The sequence below is a fragment of the Micromonospora sp. AMSO1212t genome, assembly GCF_008868145.1.
Lineage (GTDB): Bacteria > Actinomycetota > Actinomycetes > Mycobacteriales > Micromonosporaceae > Micromonospora > Micromonospora tulbaghiae.
Genome location: NZ_WBKS01000024.1, coordinates 1 through 18,481 on the forward strand (window position 1 = coordinate 1; position 18,481 = coordinate 18,481).

Genomic DNA, 18,481 nt, shown 5'->3' on the forward strand with positions numbered 1-18,481 from the left:
GAGTTACGGCGGTCATGGCGGAGGGGAAACGCCCGGTAACATTCCGAACCCGGAAGCTAAGCCCTCCAGCGCCGATGGTACTGCACTCGGGAGGGTGTGGGAGAGTAGGACACCGCCGGACAATCTTTCATTCAGGGCCACCCCACACGGGGTGGCCCTGAATCGTATTCTCCCCCGGAAAACACCACGACGGGCCCTCTCGATCTCGTACCGTCGAGCGGGAACCGTCGACGCACGCACACGCCCGCCGGCTCGGTGGCGCGAAACGTGACGTGCCGTACGCCGGGACCGTGATCGGGTCCGACCGCACGGGGTACAGGAGTGGGCATGGAGATCGGAATCATCGGGTCGGGGCACATCGGGGGCACCCTCACCCGTCGTCTGCGTTCACTCGGTCACGGCGTCGCGGTGGCCAACTCCCGCGGGCCACAGAGCCTGACCGACCTCGCCGCCGAGAGCGGCGCCCGGGCCGTGTCGGTGGAGGAGGCCGTCCAGGGCGCCGAGCTGGTGGTCATCGCGATCCCGCTGAACGCGGTGCCGCAGCTGCCGGCGGCGCTCTTCGACGGCAAGCTGGTGGTCGACGCCAACAACTACTACTCCCAGCGCGACGGCGACATCCCCGAGCTGCTGGACCGCAGCCTCAGCTCCAGCCGCTGGACCGCTGATCACCTCAAGGGCGCGCGGGTGGTGAAGGTCTTCAACAACATCCAGGCCGCGCACCTGATGGACCAGGGCAAGCCGGCCGGTACGGCGGGCCGGATCGCGCTGCCGGTGGCCGCCGACGACGCGGACGCCAAGCGGATCGTGATGGGGCTGGTGGACGAGCTGGGCTTCGACCCGGTCGACGCGGGCACCCTGGACGAGAGCTGGCGGCAGCAGCCGGACACGCCCGTCTACGGCACCGACCGGGACGCCGACGGCGTACGCGAAGGGCTGGCCGCGGCGCGGCCCTGAGAAGCATGGAAAAAGCCCCGCCGGATGCGTCCGGCGGGGCTTTTCCGCGTTCGGTGGATCAGTCGTCGCCCGGCTTCGGGGCGCAGATGAAGCGCGGCTCGGCGTCGTAGCGCCAGCTGAACTTCTCCCGCTTGAACACCTTGCCGTCCTTCTTGATGACCCGGTACGCGTCCTGGGCGAACCCGACTGCGCCGGCGGCGGCGATGCAGCTCGGTCCCGGCGTCAGGTAGACCGTCTTCGGCTGGGTGATGTTGCGGCGCGGGCCGTACTCGGTCTTCACGCTGTCGTAGATCTTGGTGCTCCAGATCGAGACGGTGATCGAGCTGGACGTGTACGACGTGTCGATCAGTACGCCGTAGGGCGTGTTGTTGCGGAACTTGAAGTCGAGCTGCGGCCAGTAGATGGTCGACTCGATCACCGCCGGGTAGCGGCTGAAGTAGAACGAGTGCGGCTTGTGCTCGACGTCCTCCAGACCGGCGTAGTAGCTGGCGTTGAACAGCGTGGTGGTGAACTGGGAGACGCCGCCGCCGACGCCCGGCACCAGCTTGCCGCCGACGATCGTCGGGGCGTCCTTGTATCCCTGGTCGTAGCCGCGTTCGCCGGTGTGCCCGTTGAGCGAGAACGTCTCGCCCGGCTTCACCAGCGCGCCGTCCACGTCCTTCGCCGCGCGGACGATGTTCTGGCTCCGCGGCGACGAGAGGCCACCGGTGAAGTGGGTGGTGAAGGTCGACACCCGCTCCTTGATACCGAGCTTCGCCAGCTCCGCCTCGGTCAGCTCGGGGGCGGCCGGCTTCAGCTCGGCGGTCACCGTACGGCCCTCGGTCTTCGGCAGCACCGCGAGCAGGGCCGGGCCGAGCGCGGCGGCGTCGACCTGGCGCCCGGCCTTGCTGGGCAGCACCTTCGGCTTGCCGCCGCTGATGGTCAGCCCGGCGTTCTGTGGCTCCACCTCGAGCTTCGTCAGCCGGTCCCCGAGCGCGGTACGCAGCCGCTTGACGTCGACCTTCGGGGTGAGCGTGCCGGCGTCGTCGGCGGAGAAGCGCAGCGACCGGGCGATGGCGGCGGGCGGGACGGTGACCGAGCCTCCGTCGGTGGTGAGCGTGACCGGTGCGGCCACCGCGGGCCGGGCCAGTTCGGCGATGATCCGGTCCACCTCCTCGCGGGTGGTGGCCGGCCACTTCTCGACGAGCGGCACGGTGACCGGCTCGGCGGCCAGCCAGCCGGCCTTGACCACGGCGGCGGCGCCGTCGGTGTCGATCGTCAGCGCCGGCTTCGGGTAGACGGGCTTCGGTGTGGTCCCGGTCCAGATGATCGCCGGCATGGTCATCTCACGCCCCTGCGCGCCCATCACCTTGCGCAGGGCCGCCCCCAGCTTGGCCTGGTCGACGGTGACCACCGGCTCGACCGACCGGGAGCCGACGAGTCGGCTCACCGCGTGCGCGTCCGCCTCGGCGGCCGCCGCCACGGTCGCCTCCACGTCGATGGCGAGCCCCACGTCGGACGGCTTCAGCTCGGCCTTGTTCCCACCGACTGTGACCGCGAGCGGGGTGTTCAACGTGTCGGCCCGGCGTTCCAGCTCGGCGCGGAGCGCCTGGGCCGCTTCGGCCTTGCTCCGCCCGCCCAGCTCGGTGCCGAGCACCGTGGTGCCGCGGGGCACGTCACCGGCGTACGCGTAGGCACCCAGGCCGACGCCGCCGGCGAGCACGGCCGCGACGATCCCGCCGGCCAGCAGCAGCCGGGCCCGTCGCGAGCGTGCCGGCTTGCCGCCGCCCCCCGGTGGTGTGGCGACCGGCTCCATCTCGACGCCGGGCCAGCTCACCGCCGCCACCTTGATGGTGGGCCGGTCGTCGGCAGCCGGCATCTTCTCGCCGTACATCGTCACTGCAACCTCGATCGGAAGTACACGCGGGGACCGCTTCCCCCGCGGGAGACACCTACGGTAACCAACGCTCGGGCCCGCCGGGAGTGTCCGGTCCGGCGGTCGTGTCGGTTGACCGCCGGTGTCGCACCGATCACCCGTTTCGGGGCCGTGCCGGGGCGTGGATCGTGGCACGGTGAGCTGGTGCGGACACAGGATCGGGTGCCGGCGTACGGCGGCGGATGGCTGGACCGGGCGGGGGCGCGACGCGTCGACGCGGACTGGCTGGCCGAGCGGCTGACCGATCCGGCGAGCGTGGTGCTGCCGTTGTGGCGGGACCGCTGCCTCGTCGACGGGGACGGCCCGGTCCGGCTCACCGGGGAGCGTGCGTCGGCGGTCCGGGCCGCCGCGGGCGAGACCGTCTTCCTCGGGGTCGACGGCGATGCCGCGGTGTTCGCCGTGGATCTCTCCGCGCTGGGCGAGCGGGCCGCCGTGGCGGCGGCCTCCGCGACGGGGACTGTCGACCTGCGGGCGCTGGCCGGTCGGCTCGACCCGGCCGGGGCGGCCGTCCAGGCGTACGCCCGGGGGTTGCTGTTGTGGCACCGGCAGCAGCGATACTGCGGCGCGTGCGGCGCGGCGGCCGTGGCCGGGGGTGGCGGGCACGTCCGGACCTGCGCCGGCGCGGAGTGCGGGCGGCTGCTGTTCCCCCGGATCGAGCCGGCCGTCATCGTGCTCGTCGAGGCGCCCGGCCCGCCGGGGCGCTGCCTGCTGGCCCGGCACGCGGGCGCGGCCGAGGGGGCCTGGTCGACGCTCGCCGGCTTCGTCGAGGTCGGTGAGAGCCTGGAGGACGCGGTCCGTCGGGAGCTGGCGGAGGAGGCGGGTGTCACCGTCACCGACGTGACCTACCAGGGGTCGCAGGCGTGGCCGTTCCCCGCCGGCCTGATGGTGGGTTTCCGGGCCGTCGCCGCCTCCGAGCAGATTCGCGTCGACGGCGTGGAGCTGCTGGAGGCGCGCTGGTTCACCCGGGCGGAGCTGCGGGAGCGGATCGCGTCCGGTCGGCCGCTGGGCCGGGTGGACTCGATCGACCACCTGTTGCTGGAGGACTGGCTGGGCGCCGACTCGCCGGCACGGCCATCAGCAGTGTCGTGACCACGGCCGTCGCGAGGGCCGCGACGACCAGACCGCCGACGGTACGCGGGCGCACGATCGCGGCGACCGTCACCAGCGCGCAGGTGCCCAGCCACAACGGTGCCGCCGCCCACCTGACGCCCCCGGCGAGACGGTCGTTGAGCAGCACGAACGTCACCGCGTAGAGCGCGCCGACGGCGGCGAACAGCGGCGCGTACCGGCCCAGCGCCGTGTAGCCGGGTCCGCCGACGAGCCGGAAGGCCAGCCCGCCCGCGACCGCCGACGCGCCCACCAGGACCAGACCGCAGGCACCCGTCACCGCGAGCGCGACGGTGCGGCTGCGGCGGTCCCCGCGGGCCAGGCGCGGCAGGGCCAGGACGGCGGCGACCTGCGGCGCCCAGAGCGCGCCCTTGGTCAGGACCGTCCCCACCGAGTACGCCCCGGAGCCCGACGGCGGCAGCAGTTGCCGGGCCAGCAGCAGGTCGGCGTAGGAGACGACGAGCATCGCCAGCGTCGCGCCGCATCCGGCGGTCACCTGGGCGACGGTCAGGCGCGGTGCGGCGGACGGTCGCCGGGGCGTACCGGTGAGCCAGGCCAGCGCCGGGGGCGCGAGCGCGGCGGTGAGCGCCCCGATCGCGAGCGCGCCGGTCAGGCCCGCGCCGAGCAGCAGCCCCACGATCACCCCGCCGTAGCGGGCGGCGGCCAGCAGCGCCATCGCGGTGGCGAGCCGCAGGAAGCGCTGGCCGCCCTGCAACTCGCCGAGCGAGCGGGACGAGAGCACCACCGAGGCCGTGGTGACCGCCAGCAGCGCGGGTACCACTGCGGGCAGGTCCAACGCGGCGACCAGCACCGGCGTCGCCACCAGCAGCGCCCCCGCGCACACGGCGGCGGTCAGCACGGTGAGCCGCCGGGTGTCCGACGGGCCGTGCCGGGCGTGGTGCACGGCGACTGCCAGTTGCAGGCCGAGCCCCGGCACACCGGCGATGGCCACCAGTCCGAGGGCGGTGGCGAGCGCGCCGAGGTCGTCCGCGTCCAGCTTCCGCGCGGCGAGCACCGGCACCAGGTAGGCAAGGCCGTTGACCAGGACACCGGCCAGCGTGACGGCGACACCCGCCGCCCCCAGCCCGGTTCTCCGGGCGTCCGCGGCCTCCGGCCGGCCCTCGCTCACGTGATCTCCGAGACGCGGGACACCGGGTCGCCGCCCGGCCCCGGCCGCCCGTCCGAGCCCGGCTCGGCCCGACCGTCCGGGTCGGCACCTCGGTCCGCGTCCGGGTCGGTACCTCGGTCCGCGTCCGGGTCGGCGTCGAGGTCCGGTCCTCGATCAGGACCCGCGCCCGGGTCGGTGTGGTCGGCGGGAGCGGCGACGGCCGCGGCGGCGAGGGCGGGGACGGGCGTCGGCGCCCGGGGGGCCGGCACGGCCGGGCCCGCCGCCGAGGCCGGGCGGATCCGGCGTACGGGCCGTCGGCGGGCGGTCGTGGAGAGCCAGAGCGCGCCCAGGGCGGCGACCGTGAGGAGCTGCGGCAGCGCGTCGGTGTGCTGGTCGGCCGATTCCAGGTAGACCCATCCGGCGAGCACCACGAGCGCGCCGGGAAGCCACGTCTCGGCGGCCCGGGCGATCCTCCTGACCCGCCGGGGGTCACCGATCCAGGGCAGGCGGCGCGGCCCGGGTACGGCGAGCATGAAGCCCGCCGCGACCAGCAGGGCGCCGAGCAGACCGCTGTGGAGGACGAGCGCGGCCGCGCCGACTGCGAGCAGCGGCAGCGAGCGGGTGAGCCGTCGACGGGCCGCCGGCACGACGGCGACCGCCCGGTCCCCGGCCGGCCGGCGATCAGGCAGCACCGCGAGCAGGACCACCGCCGCCAGCAGAACCCCGCCGAGCAGCAGACCCATCCGGTACGGGGTGTCCGGCGTGAAGCGCAGCACCACGTCCCCGGAGACACCGGCGGGAAGGATCCAGCCCTGCTGCCAGCCGTCCACCACGAGCGGGGTGAGCGTCCTCCCGCCGATGGTCGCCTGCCAGCCGGTGTTGGTGTTCTCCCGTACCGCGAGCACCCGGTCGACGGGGTGCTCGGAAACCCGTACCCGCCGCTCGGTGGCCGACCAGGAACCCACCTCGATGTCGCTGGCGGTGGCCGCCGCGGCGGGCGTGGCGGTGCGTGGCGCCAGCGCGACCCGGGTGGCGGTGGCGAGCGTGCTCGCCGTGGTGACGACGCGGTGCTCGCCGCTGCCCAGGTCGAGCTGCCGGGGCGTGTTCCGGCCGCAGGCGGTGACCGGCATCTCGCGCAGTTCCAGCAGGTCGCGCACCGTGCCGGTGAGCGTGGTGGTGATCCGGGACGACCCCACCTGGAGCGTCGGGCCCGATCCGCAGGCCAGCTTCAGCGGGGTCTCCGGACGGGGTGCGACGGTGGTACCGAGGGGCAGCACCGTCACCTCGCCGACCGCGACGGGCAACGCCTCGGGCAGCCGCAGGCCGTACGGGTCGGTGCTGGTGGCGGACGGCTTGTCGAGGAACTGGATGGTGATCTCGTCGGTCCGCATCGGCGGGTCGAGCGTGAGCACGCCGTCGTTGGTGAGCAGGTTGCTGCGGAACCCGTCGTCGCCGACCACCCGTACGCTGCCGAGCCGGGTGGCGGCGGTCCCCTCCTCGACGGTGAAGCGGATCCGGCTGATGACCTGCGGTTCGAGCCAGGTGAGGCGCAGGATCGGCGCCTCGTCGTTCAGCGCCGGTGACCAGCTCGTGGCCGGGTCGCCGTCGAGGACCGCGCCGGGCCGGCCGGCCGGGTCGGGCACTGCCGTCGAGGACGCGGTGACCTGCGGCGCGAGGCGCAACGGCTGGGCGTCGGCGACCAGCTTGTCCAGGGCGGCGTTCAGCTCCGGGCCGGGCGTCGGTCGTGCCCACAGCTTCGCGTCGTACGTCCCGGCCACCGGCAGCGTGAAGGTGCGGTCGATGGTGGAGGCGTCCTCCGAGCCGCGGATCGCGTCGGTGGAGCAGCGCGGGCGGCCGTCGACGGTGAAGCAGGCGGGCGTGGACGGCGCGGCCGACACGACGACACCGGCCGGCTGGTCGGTGGCGGGGGCGGCGGGCAACTGGAGCGTCCGGCCGGTCTCGACTCCGGGAATCTTGATCTCGGTGATGCCGACCGACTTGTCGCCGAACGGGCGCAGGTCGAACGCGGCGTCGACGGAGACCTCGACCTTGCGGGTGGCGTGGACGCCGGGCAGCTCGAAGACCATGTGGTCACCGAACTGCTCGACGGTGCGGCTCTCGTACCCGGCGGTCACGGTGACCGTGGTGGGCAGGGCGTCGGCCTTCAGGTCGAACCACACCTCCACCCGGGTGACCCGGGTCGGGTTCGCCAGGTTCACCTCGATCCACTGCCTGTCGCTGCGCGAGTGCGGCGCCGAGCGCCAGGACGTGGCGGTGTTCCCGTCCATCGCCGCGTACGGCTGGTATTCCGGCCGGGCGCCGCCGGTCGCGTCGATCTGGGAGCGGGCGGTCGAGGCGCGGATCCCGCTGATGCCCTCGAAGCGGGCGACCGTCGACCACTCCGGTCCCCAGTCGGGCAGATAGTCGTGCGCGGGCGCGGACACCGCGAAGGTGTCGCCGGCGGTGAGCGTCTGGGAGGAGTTGTCGCGCAGCCGGCCGAACGAGACGTCGCGCCGCCGCAGCCCGTCGGTCATCACGACCGGCCCGGTGGTCCCGCCGGCCTTCGCGTCGCCGGCCAGGACCGTGGGCGCGGCGCTCAGCTGGCCCGAGGCGGCCAGGTCGAGCAGCGACTCGGGACCGCCGACGACAGTGGTCACGTCGTCGCGGTCGTACGCGACCACCGGCTGGACGGCCCGGTCCACCCGGTACACCTCGAGTGCCCGGCCGGGCACGTCCAGGCCCTGGTCGCGGAACTCGTCCGGGGAGTCGGAGCCGCCGCGTACCGGGCCGAAGGCCACGACGCGGGTCAGCCCGGGTGAGCGTTCCAGCGCCTGCCGGACGACCGCCGGGCGGGCCGTGTCCGAGCGGCCGTGGTCGAGGTCGGCGCGGAACAGGACGTGGCTGATCCCGGAGCGGGCGAGCAGATCGGCCAGGCCGTTCGACCCGGCGCCGGTGGCGAGCGTCGACTCGATCGCGTCCAGCAGCCGGATCGTGGCGGGCGGGGTGAACGGGATGGCGTTGCGGACCGCCCACCGGCTGTCGAGCAGCGGCTGGGCGATCTCGTCGGTGGTGCTGCCCCAGTCGTACGTGGGGAAGCGCGCGGCGGGGACCACGAGCACGCGCCCGCGTCCGGTGTTGGCGTCCAGCCAGTCGGTGGCCTGGTGCCAGTAGCCGGGCACGTCCTTGACCGCGCCCGGGGTGGCGAGGCCACCGGCGAGCGCCGGTGAGGCGACGCCCGCAACCGCGACCATGGCCGTGCCGGCGGTGAGCCAGGCCCGGGCCGTGGCACGACCGCGGCGCTGCTCGGGCGCGGTCCGGGCGGCGCGTACGGCGAGGCTGACCAGGTGCGCCAGGCCGAGTGCCAGCGGCAGGCGGAGCAGCACGTCGAACTTGTGCACGTTGCGCAGCGGAGCGCCGATGCCGTCGAGGAACTGCTGCTGCGGCCCGGCGAGGATGTTCGGCAGATCGCCGGTGTGCCCGAGCCCGACGAGCGCGACGCCGAGCAGCAGGCCGGTGATGAGGAACCGGCGGTGCGGCATCCCGCGCCGGGACAGCCCGAGCACCCCGAGCACGGCCACCGCCAGGGTGGCCACGACGAGCAGCGTGTCGTTGGCCAGCCGCGCGCCGGCCGGGATGTTCGCGCCGAACGGGGAGGCCAGGTACGCGACCCAGTAGGAGGCGCCGCGTAACGTCGTCACCGCGTCGGTGACGCTCGTGGTGTTGCGGGCGGTCTCGATGTAGTCCAGGAAGGGCGGGCTGTACCGGCCGAGGACCAGCAGCGGGATGAGCCACCACGCGGTGGCCAGGGCGACCGCGCCGCACCAGGCGGCGAGGGCGGTGACACGGCGGCGCAGCGGCCGGAGCGTGGCGAGCCAGAGCAGGGCGAGCGGCACCACGGCGGCGACGGCGGTGGCGTTGACGCCGCCCGCGCAGGCGACGGCGACCGCCGACCCGGCGACCGCGCGGCGCAGGCGGGAGCCCCGGGCGAGTCCCACGAGCGGGATGAGCACCCACGGCGCGACGGCGCTGGGCCAGGACTCCACCGACGACCAGCCGAGCTGGGTCAGGATGCGCGGGGACAGCGCGAACGCGACACCGGCGATCATCCGGCCGGCGGGGCTGCCGATGCCGAGCCGGCCGGCCAGCCGCACCACACCGAGGTACGCGACGCAGAACAGCAGCGCCCACCACAACCGCTGGACGATCCACGGCGCGATGCCCAGTTCCGTCCCGAGCAGGAAGAACGGGCCCATCGGCCAGAGATATCCGTACGCCTGGTTCTGGAGCTGGCCGAACGTGCCGGTGGGATCCCACAGGTGCAGCGAACGCAGCAGCCACCCCGCCGGGTTGACGTTCAGGTCGACCTTGGTGTCCGGGACGACCTGCCCGGGTGCCTGCTGGAAGGCGAGGGCGGTGAGCGCGAGACAGATCGTCAGGTGCCGGAACCGTCGGGCAGTCTGCCGGGCCCGGCCGGTCTCCCGGACGGGGGTGTCCGTCCCCGTCGGCGACGTTGTCGTCCCGTCCGCACGCATTTTCGGCTCCTGTCTCGCCGGCCGTACGCGCACCTGCAACATGACGCGTGTCGCGCGACGTTATCCGGACCGGACGCGCGGCGGCGACCTGGGGGCGCTGCGGGGCGTTATCAGGAGAACGGCCGTCCCCACGGCGTGTAAGCGTGTGGCAGGCTGCCGACCATGTCAATGCCACAAGCAGCGGCCGAGACGCATCCGGCAGCCGTCGGCGCGGAGGACGACGGACCCGGACCACTCGGTCGTTGGATAGCCGCCGACCGCGTCCGCGCGGTCGCGATCGCCCTCATCATCGTGTCCGTCGCGTCGCGCGCCGGGCTGGCCGCGCGTGGCTGGTTCTCGCAGGACGAGTTCGTCATCGCCGCGCAGGTGCTCGACACCCGGCTGGACCCGGACTACCTGCTGGGCACGTTCAACAACCACCTCATGCCGGGCGGGCTCGCGGTCGCCTGGTTGATGGTCCGGGCGGCCGGTTTCGCCGGCTGGCCGTGGATCCTGCTGCTGGCGGCCGGGCAGGCGGCGGTGGGGATCGCCCTCTACCGGCTGCTCCGTGACCTGCTGCGGCCCGGCTGGGGGCTGCTCGTCCCGCTGAGCCTGTTCCTGTTCAGCCCGCTGACGCTCGAGGTGTCGTCGCTGTGGCTGGTCGGGCTGCTGGTGCTGCCGCCGCAACTCGCCCTGGTCCTCGCGGTGGCGGCCCAGGTCCGGTACGTGCGCACCGGCCGGAGACGGCATCTCGTCCTGGTCGCGTTCTGGCTGGTGTTCGGCCTGCTCTTCGACACCAAGGCGCTGCTGATCGTGCCGCTGCTGTTCCTGCTGACCGCGTTCCTGTTCACCAAGGGCCGTGCGTGGCGCAGCCTGGTGACCACCGTCGTGCGGTTCTGGCCGGCGTGGCTGATGCTCACCGTGCTGTCCGGGGCGTACCTGGCGTACTACCTGACCCGCCCGGCCCGGGGGCTGGACGAGCCCACCTCGGTCGGGCAGGTCTTCTCCTTCCTGGGCGACCTGATCGGCGACACGGTGGTGCCGGGCCTGCTCGGCGGGCCGTGGCGCTGGACGTACGCCGGTGACGGGCCGCCGCTGTCCGACCCGTACGACATCGCGAAGTGGCTGTCCTGGGCGGTGCTCGCGGCGCTGGTCGTGGTCACCGTGCGGCGGCGGCCGTCCGCCGGGCGGGCCTGGCTGCTGCTCGCCTGCTACCTCGGCCTGGTCGCGGCGCTGTTCGCGGTGACCCGGCTCGGCGGACCGCTGGGGCCGCTGGTCGGCGTCGTCCCCCGGTACGTCGCGGACGTGGTGCTGGTGGCCGCGATCTGCGTCGGGGTGGCGCTGCTCGGGATGAAGGACAGCGACGAGGACGACGTCTCCGCGTGGCCGCTGCCGACTGTGCTGCGGGAGCCGGGCGCCTTCGCCGTGGGTCTTGTCTCGATGGTCGTGCTGCTGGCCACCATCGGGGTGGGCACGCTGTGGAGCACCGCGCGGTTCGGCGACAACTGGAGCATCAAGCACGGGCGGGACTACCTGGCCACGACGCAGGCCGAGCTGGCCGCCGCGCCGCCCGGCACCGTCTTCTTCGACACGACCGTCCCGGACCGGGTCGTTGCCGGATACTTCTGGCCGGACAACCTCCAGTCCCACTTCTTCCGCCCGGCGGACCGTCGGCCGACGTTCGTGACGATGAGCGAGAAGCCGTCGACGTTCGACGAGAACGGCCGGATCCGTCCGGTCGTAGTCGAGGGACGCAAGGTCGCGCCCGGCACCGTGGAGGGCTGCGGGCACCTGGCCGAGGGCGGCCGGACCGTCCGGATCCCGATGGACGGCTATCTGGTGGAGTGGCCGTACGTCGTGCACTTCGGCTACGTCAGCTCCGGTGACTCGACGGCGGTGTTCAAGCTCGGCGACGCCACCCGGGAACTCACGCTCAAGAGCGGTCTGAACGACGTGTTCTTCATGCTGGAGGGCGCCGGGTCCGCCGTCGAGCTGACCGTGAACACGCCGGGCGTCAGGTTGTGCACCAACCTCGTCACCATCGGCCGGGCGGTGCCGAAGCCGTAATGACCGGACGCCCCGCCGAGGCCGGCGGCCCCGCGGTCCGGCGGTGGCGGGAGACGCTGCCGCTGTACCTCGGGGCGGTCGTCGTCACCGCGTTGATCCTGGCTCCGCTCGCGGCGCCGGGCTACGCGCTGCGGTACGACATGGTGTTCGTCCCCCGGCAGCCGCTGAGCTGGGATCTGGTGGCCCCGGCGCAGAGCCTGCCCCGGGCGGTGCCGATGGACGCGCTGGTCTCGCTGGTGACCCAGCTCGTGCCGGGCTGGGTGGTGCAGCGGGTGGCGCTGGCCGGGGCGGTCCTGTTCGCCGCCGTGGGCGCCGGACGGCTGGTGCCGACGCAGCGGCGTGCGGTGCGGCTGGTCGCCGCGGTGGCGTACGCGTGGACGCCGTACCTGGCCGAGCGGCTGCTGATCGGGCAGTGGGGGCTGCTGCTGGCGTACGCCGCGTTGCCCTGGCTGGTGCGGGCGGCGCTGGACCTGCGGGCGGGCCGTGACGGCGCGCTCGCCCGGGTGGTGCTGCTCGCCGCTCCCGCCGCGATCACCCCGACCGGCGGCCTGATCGCGCTGGCGACGGTGCTGGCGCTGGCGACGGACCGGGCGCGGCTCCGGCTGTCCGCGGTCGCGGTGGGCGGTGTCGCGCTGCTCAACGCCCCGTGGATCGTGGCGGCCCTGGTCACCGGCGCGGGCGGCACGTCCGACCCGGCCGGCGTGGCGGCGTTCGCGGCGCGCGCAGAGAACTGGGCGGGCCCGCTGGTGGCGCTCGCGGGCACCGGCGGCATCTGGAACGTGCAGGCCACTCCGGCCAGCCGGTCCGCCACGCTGGCCCCGCTGGCGACAGTGGTGCTCGTGGTGCTGGCCGTGGTCGGCGCCGGCCTGTTGCGGCGTCGGCTGCCGGCGGGCGCGGCGGTACGGCTGGGCGTGCTGGCCGGCGGCGCGTACCTGCTGGCCGCCCTCGCCGTGCTGCCCGGCGGCAACGCGGCGCTGAGCTGGGCGGTGGCGCACGTGCCCGGGGCGGGGCTGCTCCGCGACGGGCAGAAGTTCCTCGCGCCGTACGCCCTCGTGCTGGTGGTGTGCGCGGCGCTCGGCGCCGAACGGCTGGTTGCCCGGATCGACCGCGAGGTGGGCGGGATCGTGCTGGCCGGGCTGCTGCTCCTGCCGGTGGCCGCGATGCCGGACCTGGCGTTCGGCGGGGCCGGCCGGATCAGTCCGGTGCGCTACCCGGCGGACTGGCGGGCGGTCGCCGAGCGCCTGCCCGACGATCCCGGTGAGATCCTCGCCCTGCCGCTGACCACCTACCGGGCCTATCCGTGGAACCCGGGCCGGGTGGTGCTGGACCCGGCGCCCCGCTATCTGCCGGGAACCGTGCTCACCGACGACACGCTCGTGGTCGACGACGTCGCGGTGGCCGGCGAGAATCCGCGCCTGCGCGAGGTGCGCCGGGTGCTTGCCGAGGGGCGGCCGGTCTCGGCCACCGGCGTGCGCTGGGTGGTGGTGCAGCACGGCACACCGAGCACAGTGGACCCGGCCGTCCTGGCCGGTCTCGACCTCCGGTACGAGGGGGAGTCGCTGAGCCTCTACCGGAACCCGGCCGCCTCGGATTCGCCGCCGCGGGCCGGAGCGAGCCGCTGGCTGGTCGTGCTCGCGTGCGGAACTGCCGTTCTGGCGGTCATGGCTGCCGCCTTTTCGACCCTACGCCGGCGAGCTACTGCGTGGTAACGTCCGCTCGCACGTCTCACCATCGGAGGAATGGCATGCGTAGAGCTTTGACCCTTGTCGTGTCCGGCCTGGTGGCGGCGTTGCTCGGGGTCCTGGCCCTCGGCGGGCTCTCGGCCGCCGCGACCGCCACGGCGGAGGAGGCCGCGACCGAGGCGCGTAACGCCACGGAGGCGGCCAAGCGGGCCGGGAAGCAGGACCCGTACGCCCCCGAGGTCTACGGCAACAGGTAGGACGGGTCGCCCCGCCGCTGGACCGGGCGGGGCGAGTCCGCAGTCTCCAGCAGGGTCGCGAAGCGTTCCCCCGCCACCGGCCAGGTGAAGTTCGCCGCGTGCCGCCGGGCCTGGGCGCCCATCTCCTGACGCATCTCGTCGTCGTGCAGCAGCGCGCGCACCTTCGCCAGGTAGTCGTCGATGTCGTCGGCCAGCAGGCCGGTACGCCCGTCGACCACCGCCTCCGCGACGCCACCCGCCTCCCGGAACGCCACTGTCGGTGTACCCGCAGCGCCGGCCTCCACGATCGTCAGCCCCCAGCCCTCCTTGAGCGACGGCGTCAGGGCGACCCAGGCCGAGGCGAGCAGCGCGGCCTTCTCCTCCTCCGTCACGAAGCCCCGGAAGTCCACCCGGTCGGTGATGTCCAGCTCGTCGGCGACCTCGCGCAGGTGCGACTCCCACCAGCCCTGCCCGGCAACCACAAGCCGGAGCTGGGGCAGCTCGTCGGCGAGCGCCGCGACCGCGCGCAGCGCCACCTCCACCCGCTTGTGCGGCACCAGGCGGTTGAGCGTCACGAGCAGCGGGAACGGGGCGCGCTCGGCGTCGGTTCGGGGCAGCTCCGGCGTGCCGTTGTAGACCACCGAGACCTGCTCCGGCGGTACGCCGAGGGTGGCGAGTTCACGCCGGGTCGCCTCGGACACGGTGACGTACCGGCAGCGCCGGTAGACGCGTACCGCCAGCGACGACTCGACCCACCAGCCGAACCGGGCGGCCCACTGCGGCAGGACCACCGGCCACTGCTCGCGGTGCACGTGGTGGATCAGCTTGACCACCGGGCGCCGGGCCCAGAGCGGGGAGAGGAACGGCAGGCCGTTGCAGACGTCGACGAGGATGTCCGGCCGGCCGCCCCGCCGCGCGGCGAGCGGGCCGAGGCCGAACGCCCCGGCCAGGTAGCAGAGCGCGGCCCAGAGGTAGACGGTGTGCCGGCCGCCGCGCCGGACGAACCGGATGCCCTCGTCGTTGACCTCGTCGGCGGGGGCTTCGCGGTGCGCGGCGCAGAACAGGGTGGCGCGGAATCCGCGCGCCACCAGCTCGGCGGCGATCCGTTCCACGTACACCTCGGAACCGCCGCCCTCGGGGTTGCGAGTGTCTCGCCAGTTGAGGAACAGCACGTGTCCGGGCATGCCGAAGCGACGCTCCACGCGAACCCTACTCTCAAGTAATTTAGCGGTGCGCGTCACATTAAGGGCTGGGCCTGCGCCCGGCAATGCCCCGACCGGCGGCGTCGGCCGTCCGGCCGGTGCCGGGTCACGGAAGGTGAGCGGTGCGTGACAGCTAGGCGGGCGCCGCGACGTCCGGTGTGGTGGCCGGGACGGCTGATGTCCCGGATGCCGGCCCACGCCCGGTCGGCCGGCGGCGGCTCTGCGTGCCGAGCGTCTGGAGGGGGCGCTCGACGCCGTAGTAGCTGACCGCGGCGTACGCCAGGCCGAAGACCATGGTCAGGGCGAAGGTGTTGACGAATCCGCCGGTGAACAGCGGCCGGTCGTCGAGCAGGTAGATCAGCTCGATGACCAGCGGGTGCCACAGGAACAGGCCGTACGACACGTGGCCCATCCACCGCGCCCACCCGCTGCTGAAGGCCTCCTTCGCCCGGGTCGGCCCGCCGAACGCCACCGGGATCGTGATCAGGACGGCGATCAGGAGGTAGAGCGCCAGTTTGGTGCCGAACTCGGTGGCGGTCGGGCTGGTCAGGTCGCGCGGACCGGCGATCGGCGTCGTCGCGATCGCCATCACCGCGACCGCGGCCGCCCAGCAGGCGAGCGGCGCCGAGGCGAGGTCGTCGAGCACGCGGAAGGCGGCCGGCGCGGTGCCGGTACGCAGGGCCACGTGTGCCGCGGCGAGCGCCATGCCGCCGCCGAACCAGGCGCCGTACGAGGGGAACCACATCGTGTGCAGCGCGCCGTCGAGCCAGCCGGCGCCCATCATGGCGACCCATGCGAGGGTCAGCAACGCCCCGGAGGAGGCGAGCAGCACGGTGCGGACGGGACGCCACGTCCGGCCCACGGCGAGCACGGCGATCAGCGGCAGGAGCAGGTAGAAGACGACCTCGGTGGCGAGGCTCCAGGTCTGGCTGAGCCCGTGCCCGAGCTGGCCGGCTTCGTAGATCTGGGTGAGCGTGAGGTGGCGCAGCCAGTCACCCGCCGACACCGGGTGGTTGCCGGGCAGGACGACGAAACAGACCACCACCGCCAGCCAGTACGCGGGCAGGATCCGCAGCGCGCGGCGCCAGAAGTACCGCTTGGTGCGGGGCCGCGGCCGTCCGGTCGCGACGCTGAGCGCCCACGGGCGGAACAGCAGGAAGCCGGACAGCACGAAGAAGATCGCCACGCCCACGTCCAGACGCGCCAACCAGCCGCCCCACGTGGTGTTCATGGTGACGGCGGTCTGGAAGCCGACGTGGTGACCGACGACCGCCACCGCGCCGATCGCTCGCAGCGCGTCGAGGGCGGGAAGACGGCCCGTTACCGATGGCTCCGGGGTTGTTGGCGTGGTGGCTGTGGACATCTGGACATCCAGGGGGTCGCTTTTGAAGGTGACTGGGGAGTAACCTCCCGCCAATGCTAAGGATCGGGTGCCCCGGACGACAGACCGTAGGGCGGCAGGTTACAGGAGGATGAGTGAAGCTTCGCGTGGGCGCCGCGCTCTTCGGGCTAGGTGTCTTGTTGCTGGTCTTCGCGGCCGGGCTGCCGTTCTACGTGGCCCCTGCCGTGACCAAGCTGCCCTATGACCTGGAACCAACGACGTCCGTCGCGGAGGCGAAGGGCGCGAAGTTCCTACAGATCAAGTCCGAAGCCGGCGCGGTGAGCATCGAGGTGCCGCAGGCCGACCTCGTGTCCAGCATCGAGGTCATCCCGCAGCCGGAGGACACCAAGGACCGCGTGCCCAAGGAGCTGAAGGGCGACGCGGTCATCTGGAACGTCTTCCAGACGGTCAAGCGCAGCGACAACCAGGATGTGATCAGCCAGTACAGCACCGAGCTGGCGCTGTACCGGATCTCCGGCGCGGCGGCGCCGTGGGACGAGCAGTGGCTCAACGAGTCCGGCGCGGAGCAGACCCCGGTCGGCAACGTGCGCTACTCCGGCCAGATCTACAAGTTCCCGTTCGGCACCGGCAAGCGTGACTACCAGGTGTTCGACCGCGACCTGAAGAAGACGTTCCCGGCGCGGTTCACCGGCACCGAGAAGATCAAGGGCGTCGAGACGTACCGCTTCGAGCAGCGGATCGAGAACGAGCCGCTGAACACCCCGGCGGACAGCGTCAAGACGCTGCTGGGCAAGTTCGCGCCGACCGCGACCACCGGCCAGGTCGTCTACAGCAACACCCGTACGCTCTGGGTCGACCCGGTGACCGGCGCCTACGTCAAGGTGCGCGAGCAGCAGTACAAGGAGCTGCGTCCGGACACCGGCGCCCCGACCGTGCTGCTGGACGCGGACTTCAACTACAACGACGACACGATCAGCCGCAGCGTCGAGACGGTGAAGGACAACCGTTTCAAGATCGGCATGATCAGTGTCTGGGGCCCGATCATCGCCGCTGTGCTCGGCCTGATCGCCCTGATCGCGGGCGTGTGGCTGGTGACCCGGCCCAAGGGCGACGGCAACGCCCGACACCGCGCGGACGCGCCGGCCTCCGACCCGACGCCCACCCGCGTCGACCAGGAGCCCGTGGGTGGCCCGCTCGACGACGAGATCCCGCCGGCGTCGACGAACTGGCGGTCCGACGATCCGTCGGTGCCGGGCCAGCGCTCGGGCGCCGGTGAGGTGGAGCGCCGCTGACCGGTACGCCGGAAGCACGACGGAGGGGTGGACCGCACTGCGGTCCACCCCTCCGTCGTGAAGATCTCCCATGCGGGCGACCGTACTTTACATTCGTTACTCGATTGTAACGGCGAGATATCCAGTGACTTTCCGTCGCGTTCACCATCATCTATGCCCGGTTTGGCGCGACATTTCGCCCTCGTCGCCCCGCCTGGCCTGGGATTTCGTGACGCCCCGTCATCTCCGCGTCCCATCTCGGTGTTACCGCCGGGTAATCGGGGGGTTGTGAGCTACACCGCATCGGGTGCACGATCAGGCTCGATCGTTACCCGTCGGTAACAGAGGACGGGCCCGGCGCGGGCCGCCGGTTCGAACCGGCCGCCGCGCACATTCGTTCGAGGAGGAACCCGTGCAGAATCGGCTCGACAACCAGGGTCGCACCCGGTGGCGGCGGTTCGCCGCCATGATCGTGCCCACCACGGCCGCCGCCGGTGCCATCCTGTTCGGCATGTCGACCGGCGCCATCGCCTCCGACATCACCGTGTCCGGGCAGACGTTCAAGATCGGCGCCGAGCGCCTGGAGGGCGAGGGCTTCAAGCAGTACGGCGGCATCGTCCGCGAGAAGGGCGAGGACGGCAAGGCCGGCGCGACGCGCCCGGTCGCGATGGCCGAGATCAGCAGCGCCGACCTGTACAAGCTCTGCCAGTCCGTCCGCGCCGACCTGCCCGGCCTGCCGGTGGTGCTCACCATCAACGCCGGTGAGGGCAAGGACCCCGCCCGGGCCAAGGACCTCGTGATCGCGATGGACTCGCTCGAGGGCAACGCCACCTTCACCAACATCCAGATCGGCCGCGACGCCAGCGACCTCAACCCGACGGCGCAGCGGGGCTCGTTCGGCCAGAACTCCGACCGGGTGACCATCCGCGAACTGAAGCAGGTGTCCCGCTACACCACTTCCTCGACGTTCAACCTGGTCGGGCTCCGGCTCAAGGTCAACGTGGGCGACGACGCCAAGGGCAAGGAGTGCTTCTGAGCTGAGCACGGCCCGCGGTGGCCGACCACCGCGGGCCCGCCCCACCGTCC

The 18,481-nt window shown here is 73.1% G+C and carries 11 protein-coding genes, 1 rRNA gene and 1 pseudogene; 8 read left to right on the forward strand and 5 right to left on the reverse strand.

The genetic code is table 11. The features are described from left to right. Positions 1–4 precede the first annotated feature (4 nt). Together rrf and F8279_RS09330 are read left to right on the forward strand one after the other, a co-directional pair. Positions 5–121: ribosomal RNA gene (rrf, locus tag F8279_RS09325) — 5S ribosomal RNA — on the forward strand. A 206-nt stretch (positions 122–327) separates the two neighbouring features. Next, positions 328–954: an NADPH-dependent F420 reductase gene (locus tag F8279_RS09330; RefSeq protein ID WP_151499681.1), complete on the forward strand. Its 627-nt coding sequence runs from the start codon at positions 328–330 to the stop codon at positions 952–954. A 58-nt stretch (positions 955–1,012) separates the two neighbouring features. Here the strand turns inward: F8279_RS09330 and F8279_RS09335 are convergent, their stop codons facing one another. After that, positions 1,013–2,827: a VanW family protein gene (locus tag F8279_RS09335; RefSeq protein ID WP_192580664.1), complete on the reverse strand. Its 1,815-nt coding sequence runs from the start codon at positions 2,825–2,827 to the stop codon at positions 1,013–1,015. A gap of 186 nt (positions 2,828–3,013) precedes the next feature. Between F8279_RS09335 and nudC the strand changes: the two genes are divergently transcribed. Further along, positions 3,014–3,958: an NAD(+) diphosphatase gene (nudC, locus tag F8279_RS09340; RefSeq protein ID WP_091426076.1), complete on the forward strand. Its 945-nt coding sequence runs from the start codon at positions 3,014–3,016 to the stop codon at positions 3,956–3,958. Here nudC and F8279_RS30550 read toward each other — a convergent pair. After that, positions 3,861–5,105, reverse strand: a pseudogene (locus F8279_RS30550) (polysaccharide biosynthesis protein); the annotation flags it as partial. The gene nudC and the pseudogene F8279_RS30550 sit on opposite strands and share 98 nt — an antisense overlap. Next, positions 5,102–9,616, reverse strand: coding sequence for an alpha-(1->3)-arabinofuranosyltransferase (locus F8279_RS09345; RefSeq protein ID WP_151499684.1), 4,515 nt, complete (start codon positions 9,614–9,616; stop codon positions 5,102–5,104). The pseudogene F8279_RS30550 and the gene F8279_RS09345, both read right to left, overlap by 4 nt. A 162-nt stretch (positions 9,617–9,778) precedes the next feature. Here F8279_RS09345 and F8279_RS09350 point away from each other — a divergent pair, with 162 nt between their 5' ends. Genes F8279_RS09350 through F8279_RS09360 form a run of 3 tightly spaced genes read left to right on the forward strand, consistent with a single transcriptional unit; the run spans position 9,779 to position 13,601 of the window. Next, positions 9,779–11,662 carry a hypothetical protein gene (locus tag F8279_RS09350; RefSeq protein WP_151499686.1) on the forward strand — a complete coding sequence of 628 codons (1,884 nt, stop codon included), beginning with the start codon at positions 9,779–9,781 and terminating at the stop codon, positions 11,660–11,662. Next, complete coding sequence (locus F8279_RS09355) at positions 11,662–13,371, forward strand: hypothetical protein (RefSeq protein WP_091425996.1); 1,710 nt, start codon at positions 11,662–11,664, stop codon at positions 13,369–13,371. Before F8279_RS09350 ends, F8279_RS09355 begins: the two co-directional genes overlap by 1 nt. Positions 13,372–13,406: 35 nt before the next feature. Beyond that, a complete protein-coding gene (locus F8279_RS09360; RefSeq protein WP_091425994.1) occupies positions 13,407–13,601 on the forward strand; it encodes a hypothetical protein in 195 nt (64 codons plus the stop codon). Here F8279_RS09360 and F8279_RS09365 read toward each other — a convergent pair. Continuing rightward, complete coding sequence (locus tag F8279_RS09365; RefSeq protein ID WP_091426073.1) at positions 13,586–14,764, reverse strand: glycosyltransferase family 4 protein; 1,179 nt, start codon at positions 14,762–14,764, stop codon at positions 13,586–13,588. The genes F8279_RS09360 and F8279_RS09365 overlap by 16 nt on opposite strands. A gap of 151 nt (positions 14,765–14,915) precedes the next feature. Further along, a complete protein-coding gene (locus F8279_RS09370; protein ID WP_091425991.1) occupies positions 14,916–16,145 on the reverse strand; it encodes an acyltransferase in 1,230 nt (409 codons plus the stop codon). 113 nt (positions 16,146–16,258) lie between these two features. Between F8279_RS09370 and F8279_RS09375 the strand changes: the two genes are divergently transcribed. Together F8279_RS09375 and F8279_RS09380 are read left to right on the forward strand one after the other, a co-directional pair. Beyond that, a complete protein-coding gene (locus F8279_RS09375) occupies positions 16,259–17,416 on the forward strand; it encodes a DUF3068 domain-containing protein (RefSeq protein ID WP_091425988.1) in 1,158 nt (385 codons plus the stop codon). A gap of 391 nt (positions 17,417–17,807) precedes the next feature. After that, positions 17,808–18,431 (forward strand): DUF6230 family protein, encoded by a 624-nt coding sequence (locus F8279_RS09380; protein ID WP_091425986.1) that lies wholly within the window; start codon positions 17,808–17,810, stop codon positions 18,429–18,431. Positions 18,432–18,481 lie beyond the last annotated feature (50 nt).